The following is a 5059-nucleotide window of genomic DNA, read 5'->3' on the forward strand; positions in this document are numbered from 1 at the left end:
TAAGATGCAGCAGAGTGCTAGCAAGGCTAATTTCGCCGCTAAGCTTTAATCCGTGTTTAGAATTTTCTAATCTCAATAAGTTTAGCCGCTTAAATTTGCCGCGCGCGATAGAGATATTAAAACAGCGCGCCAAAACAAGTTAAAATTTATACCGCACGCTCCCACCTTGACACCTCTAAATAATTTTTACGTATCGGCTACATAACTGCATATACCAACAATGCGGTATTAGCGCAATCAAATATAATTCGTTACGGCTCTCTATAGCCCTTTCCGCTTCCAAAAATATCTCTTGCTGAATGCGTTTTGCGCTACATAGTAAATTAAAATTTACGCTGTGTCGCCTTGCAGCCTGGCTCTTAAATTTTACTTCGCAGTGAGTATTTTCTAGCAAATTTCAAATCTTGCGTTTTGCTTGTTGCAGGCGCAATACCTACTTTTAAAAATCCCCATTTCAAAGGAATCTGAAGTAGCGCTAGAATTTTAAATTCCCGTTCGCGCTAGCCGCGAAATTTCAAATTCGCAGACTCCGGCCAAGCACTAGTTTATGCTAGAGCCTACTTTAATCTCTTCAAAGAATTTAGCCAAGCTTGCTTATTTTAACCCGCTTCGTTGAGCTTTAAAAATTTAGATTATTTCTTTGATCGTATCGGATAATGCCTACCGCCACGGAATTGCTCAAGCCGCCCTATTACCATATGTGCAATTAAAAGCGGCGCTAACGCGGAATTAAATAGTATAAGTGGATCTGTAAAAGGTATGAAATTTAATCATAGAATTTTAAGCGCTAAGGATTTGCGATAGAATTTCGCCGCGCAAATCAAATCCCAAAGCTAGCCTAGCCTACTCGAAAACCTTCGCTTCTAAGCCATGTAGCCTTTGCAAGCCGATATCGATATATTCGTTAAGCTTCTCATTATTTTCCAGCAATTTGTCGTAATAGCTCTTGGCTCTTTCTCTCGCGGTCGCATCAGGCTCGATATACTTTAGCCCGCTTTTGAAAAATCCTTTGGATTCCACAAAATAGATCGAGTGGATCTTCTCGCAGTGCGATAGCCCTGCTTCAGTGTAGTTTAAAATCGATTCGTACGCGATGTTGCCTAACAGCTCCTGCAGCCTATTTGCGGGATTTTTGAAAAACTCGGCAAACTCCTTATACGGCGTAAAAACCTGATCCAGGTTTTTCATCGCATCGCCGTAGATACCCTTTTTCAGACGGAACATCGTCATTTCTTGAGAACTCACAAACTTCTCTATTGCTTTTATCGTATCGTTTTTATTCACTGAATTTTTCCCTTTTAAAATATGAAACGCTCGGATTATATCGTTTGTTTTATAAAAATCCGTTAAAAATCGGTTAAATTTTGCCCTAGCGTTTTAGCTAAGTTTCTTTGAGCGCTTTTTATTAAATTTCCCGCCTCAGCCGCCGCACTTCTCGCATAATCCTCGCACAAGCACACTTTTGACATTTTTTTGTGGCAAAGCTGGCATCGAAATCTCCTCCATTTTATGGCAGCTTTCGCAGATAAAATACGCTTTGGCGCCGTCGGTGAGCTCATAAAAGCTTTTATGATTATTTTCGCTGGTAATTATCAAATTTTTTTCTTCCAAAAGCGCTATATTGCGATATATCGTGGTTTTATTAGCACCCGTTTGTTCTACTAGTTCATCGTAGCTTACCGGGCATTTTTTCTCGCTTAGGATCTGCACGATCTGCACTCTAAGCGCTGTAGGAGCGATATCGTGACTCGCTAAAAAATCTTTGGGATCCATTTTACGCCTTTTTTAAAATTTAAGCGATGATAGCGAAATTTAGATAAATTTATATTAAGTTGCAACTAAGTTGCTTTTGATATACTTCCGCAATTTTTTTTTTGGAAAGGAATTTTATGAAAAAGCTTGTTTTCACGCTTTTAGCAGCTAGTTGCGTAGCATTCGCCAAACCTACGGTCACCACGACCATACTTCCTACGAAGTATTTTGTTGAACAGATCGCAGGCGATACCCTGCAGGTAAATACGATGGTTGGTAAAGGCGCTGATCCGCACACATACGAGCCTAAGCCTTCGGAGATGAAAATGCTAGAAAATAGCGATCTGTATTTTGCAGTCGGTATAGAATTTGATGAGGTCTGGCTACCAAAGCTTGCCGCATCGTATCCGAAGATGAAGATAATCCGCACCGAAGATGGCATTACCAAAATGGCTATGGCAGAGCATCACCATCACGACGAACATGATCATAGCGCACATCACGATGATCACGATCATGACGCGCATCATGAGCATGGTGACAAAGACCACGAGGCGCACGAGCACCATCATCATCACGACGGCTTAGACCCACATATCTGGCTAGATCCGCAGCTTGTAAAAATTCAAGCTAAAAATATTAAAGACGCGTTAACCAAACAGTATCCTAAGGATGCTAAAATTTATGAAGCAAATTTCGATAAATTTGCTAAAAAGCTTGATGAGCTAGACGCTTACGCAAAGCAAAAATTAGCGGGCGTCAAGGGAAAGAAATTTATGGTTTATCATCCGTCTTGGGGCTATTTCGCGCACCGATACGATTTGGAGCAGATCGCAGTCGAAGTGGAGGGCAAAGAGCCTAAGCCTGCGGATTTAGCCGAGCTAATCGAGGAAGCCAAAGAGGAAAAGATCAAGGTGATTTTCGTCGCACCGCAGTTTTCCAAAAAGGCAGCGCAAACCATCGCCGCGCAAACGGGCGCAAAGGTGATGGAGATCGATCAGCTGCCGCTAGATTGGTATGAGACGATGAAAAAGACGATCGACGTTTTCGGAGAAAATTTGTAGTTGATGAAATTTATTAAAATTTTACTTTTATCCGCGATCTTTAGCTCGCGGATATTTGCGTGCGCTCTGTGCGCCCTATACACGCCTACTGCGCACGTTAGCATTACCCCCGTCGCACAAGACGGCAAGATCGTGAGCCTGCATTTTTCGTGGCTTTTCTCTCAAAATTTTACCGATGTCATAATGCAGACCTACGATATAAATTCCAACGGCAAGCTTGAAAATAGCGAGCTTGTCGAGATAACTAAGGCGATGACCGATTACCTAACCCCCAAAAATTATCTTTGCGAGGCGGAATTCTACAATCAAGCGCCAAAAAATACAAAGCCCGCGCTTAGCAACCTCGTAGGCACGCAGATCAAGGGAAATTTTAAAAACGCAATAAGCCTCGTCAAAAAGGGCAGACTCGTGTTTGAGTTTGATCAAAAGGTCGGCTTCGAGCTGCGAAACGGCCGCGTTCTTAAAATTTCCATTAACGACGATCAGGGATTTTTCAATTTCAAAATGCTTGACGACAAGCCCATTAATCTAGGCGAGGGCTTTGTAGCGAAGCCTAATTCAAATTTAGCCACCACTTTTATAGAATTTAGCGGCGAAAAGCCAAAAATCGCAGATAAAAAATCGCCAATTTCAAGCGCGCCGAACTCCGATTTAGCGCAGAGTAGTGTTGCATCTAGCGAGCAGAGTCTTGCGGGCTCAGAGGATAAACTTGCGCAAGGCGGTCAAGCTAAACCTAATGCCAGCTCGGCGCGCAGATCAAACCAAAGATCCGTCGGCGATATTGTTTCGGAGGCTGCAGCAGAGGCGCAAAAAAATATCGCCGCTTCGGATACTCTCGCGCAGATTAATAAAGCCGCCAAAAAGGACGCGCAGGCAAAAGGTGGCCCCGCAAATTCCGACCGCTTAGGCAGCGAAAACTTAGAGGCCGCCGCAAAAAACGGCGAAAATACCGCGGCTTCTTTAGGCGATGATTCAAATTTAGCGCAAAACAGAGGCGACAGGAGCGCTGCGATAAATTTTAACGATTCCGCAAATTCTGCGCCGTCTGTAGATAAAGGCGCGGGGCAAAATTTGTCGGCGAGACGAGATAATTCTTTAAATTCCGTGCATTCTACGCAAAATCTCGCGACACCGCCCGAGGAGAGCTCTTTAAATTTAGCACAAAATAGCGCAGACAAAAACGGCGCCGCATCCGACAGCGACGATATTTCAAGTGAGCCGCAAAAAGAGGCTACGCTGGGATTTGTCGCGCAAAAGACGATGGATTTTATGAAAAGTCTCAAAACGGCGTTTCGCGCAAGCAGCGAGCATGCAAGCGCAAGCACCATCCTATGGGTCTTGGCGCTTTCTTTCATATACGGCTTTTTCCACGCGGCAGGCCCCGGGCACGCGAAGCTGCTAACGGCGAGCTATTTCCTAGCCCATGGCGGCAGCTACGTCAAAGCCTTCGGATTTGCCCTTAAAATCGGGCTTCTACACGTACTAGGAGCGCTCGTTTTAGTAAGCGCGAGCATGTTCGTGCTGCAAAATGTCGCAGGCATAGTTTCTGCAAACTCCGCCTCGATCACAACGAAAATTTCGGCACTTCTGATCATCGTCATAACGGCGCTCATCATCTACGACAAAGCTCGCCGCGTAAGATCGGGCGCCCACCACGATACGGGCTGCTCCTGCGCCGCTTGCGCTTCCGCCGCAAACACCGCAGAGACGGACTCCCACTTAAAAAATACGGCATTTGCAAACACCAGGGATTCCGCTCACGTAGCGTCAAAGAGTTATAAATTTTCTAAATTTAATATCCAAAGCGGCGAATCCGCGCAGTATTTGGATGCCAAAAATTTAGGCGCCGCAACGGCAGAGCTAAATTCGGATTCAAATTTAACCGCAAATTTACAAGAAAACTCGCCTAGCCAAAACGAGCAAAAAAAGGTCTTAAATTCTGCAAATTTAAAAAACCAAACCTCATCTCGCTCGCTACAAAATGGCGCGACCTATGGTGGTGAGAGAGGGCGAGAGTGGCTTATCGCGCTTGCTGCGGCGCTCGTGCCCTGCCCCGGCACGATCCTTATTTTTGTGCTTGCCTTCAGCCTCGGAAGCTTCGCGCTTAGCGTCGCGAGTGCGCTTTTCATCGGTTTTGGAATGAGCGTCGTGATATTTCTAGCCGCGCTTTTCGGCGCGAAAGCAAACGAACTAAGCTCAAAGCGGCTCGTAAGCCTGAAGCTTTACATCGAATTTGCGGGGCT

At 45.0% G+C, this 5059-nt stretch carries 4 protein-coding genes; 2 read left to right on the top strand and 2 right to left on the bottom strand.

The annotated features are described in order from the left end of the window. Positions 1–843: 843 nt before the first annotated feature. Both Q0372_RS09530 and Q0372_RS09535 read right to left on the bottom strand, forming a co-directional pair. Positions 844–1284: a hypothetical protein gene (locus Q0372_RS09530; RefSeq protein ID WP_005873131.1), complete on the bottom strand. Its 441-nt coding sequence runs from the start codon at positions 1282–1284 to the stop codon at positions 844–846. 135 nt (positions 1285–1419) lie between these two features. Next, complete coding sequence (locus tag Q0372_RS09535) at positions 1420–1773, bottom strand: HTH domain-containing protein (protein WP_298105288.1); 354 nt, start codon at positions 1771–1773, stop codon at positions 1420–1422. A gap of 116 nt (positions 1774–1889) precedes the next feature. Between Q0372_RS09535 and Q0372_RS09540 the strand changes: the two genes are divergently transcribed. Next, positions 1890–2816: a zinc ABC transporter substrate-binding protein gene (locus tag Q0372_RS09540; RefSeq protein ID WP_297923561.1), complete on the top strand. Its 927-nt coding sequence runs from the start codon at positions 1890–1892 to the stop codon at positions 2814–2816. 3 nt (positions 2817–2819) lie between these two features. Beyond that, positions 2820–5059 (top strand): DUF1007 family protein (locus tag Q0372_RS09545; protein ID WP_298105293.1); only part of this gene is annotated, 2240 nt, incomplete at its 3' end.

Origin of the sequence: uncultured Campylobacter sp., from assembly GCF_937997405.1 — a bacterium.
Taxonomy (GTDB): domain Bacteria; phylum Campylobacterota; class Campylobacteria; order Campylobacterales; family Campylobacteraceae; genus Campylobacter_B.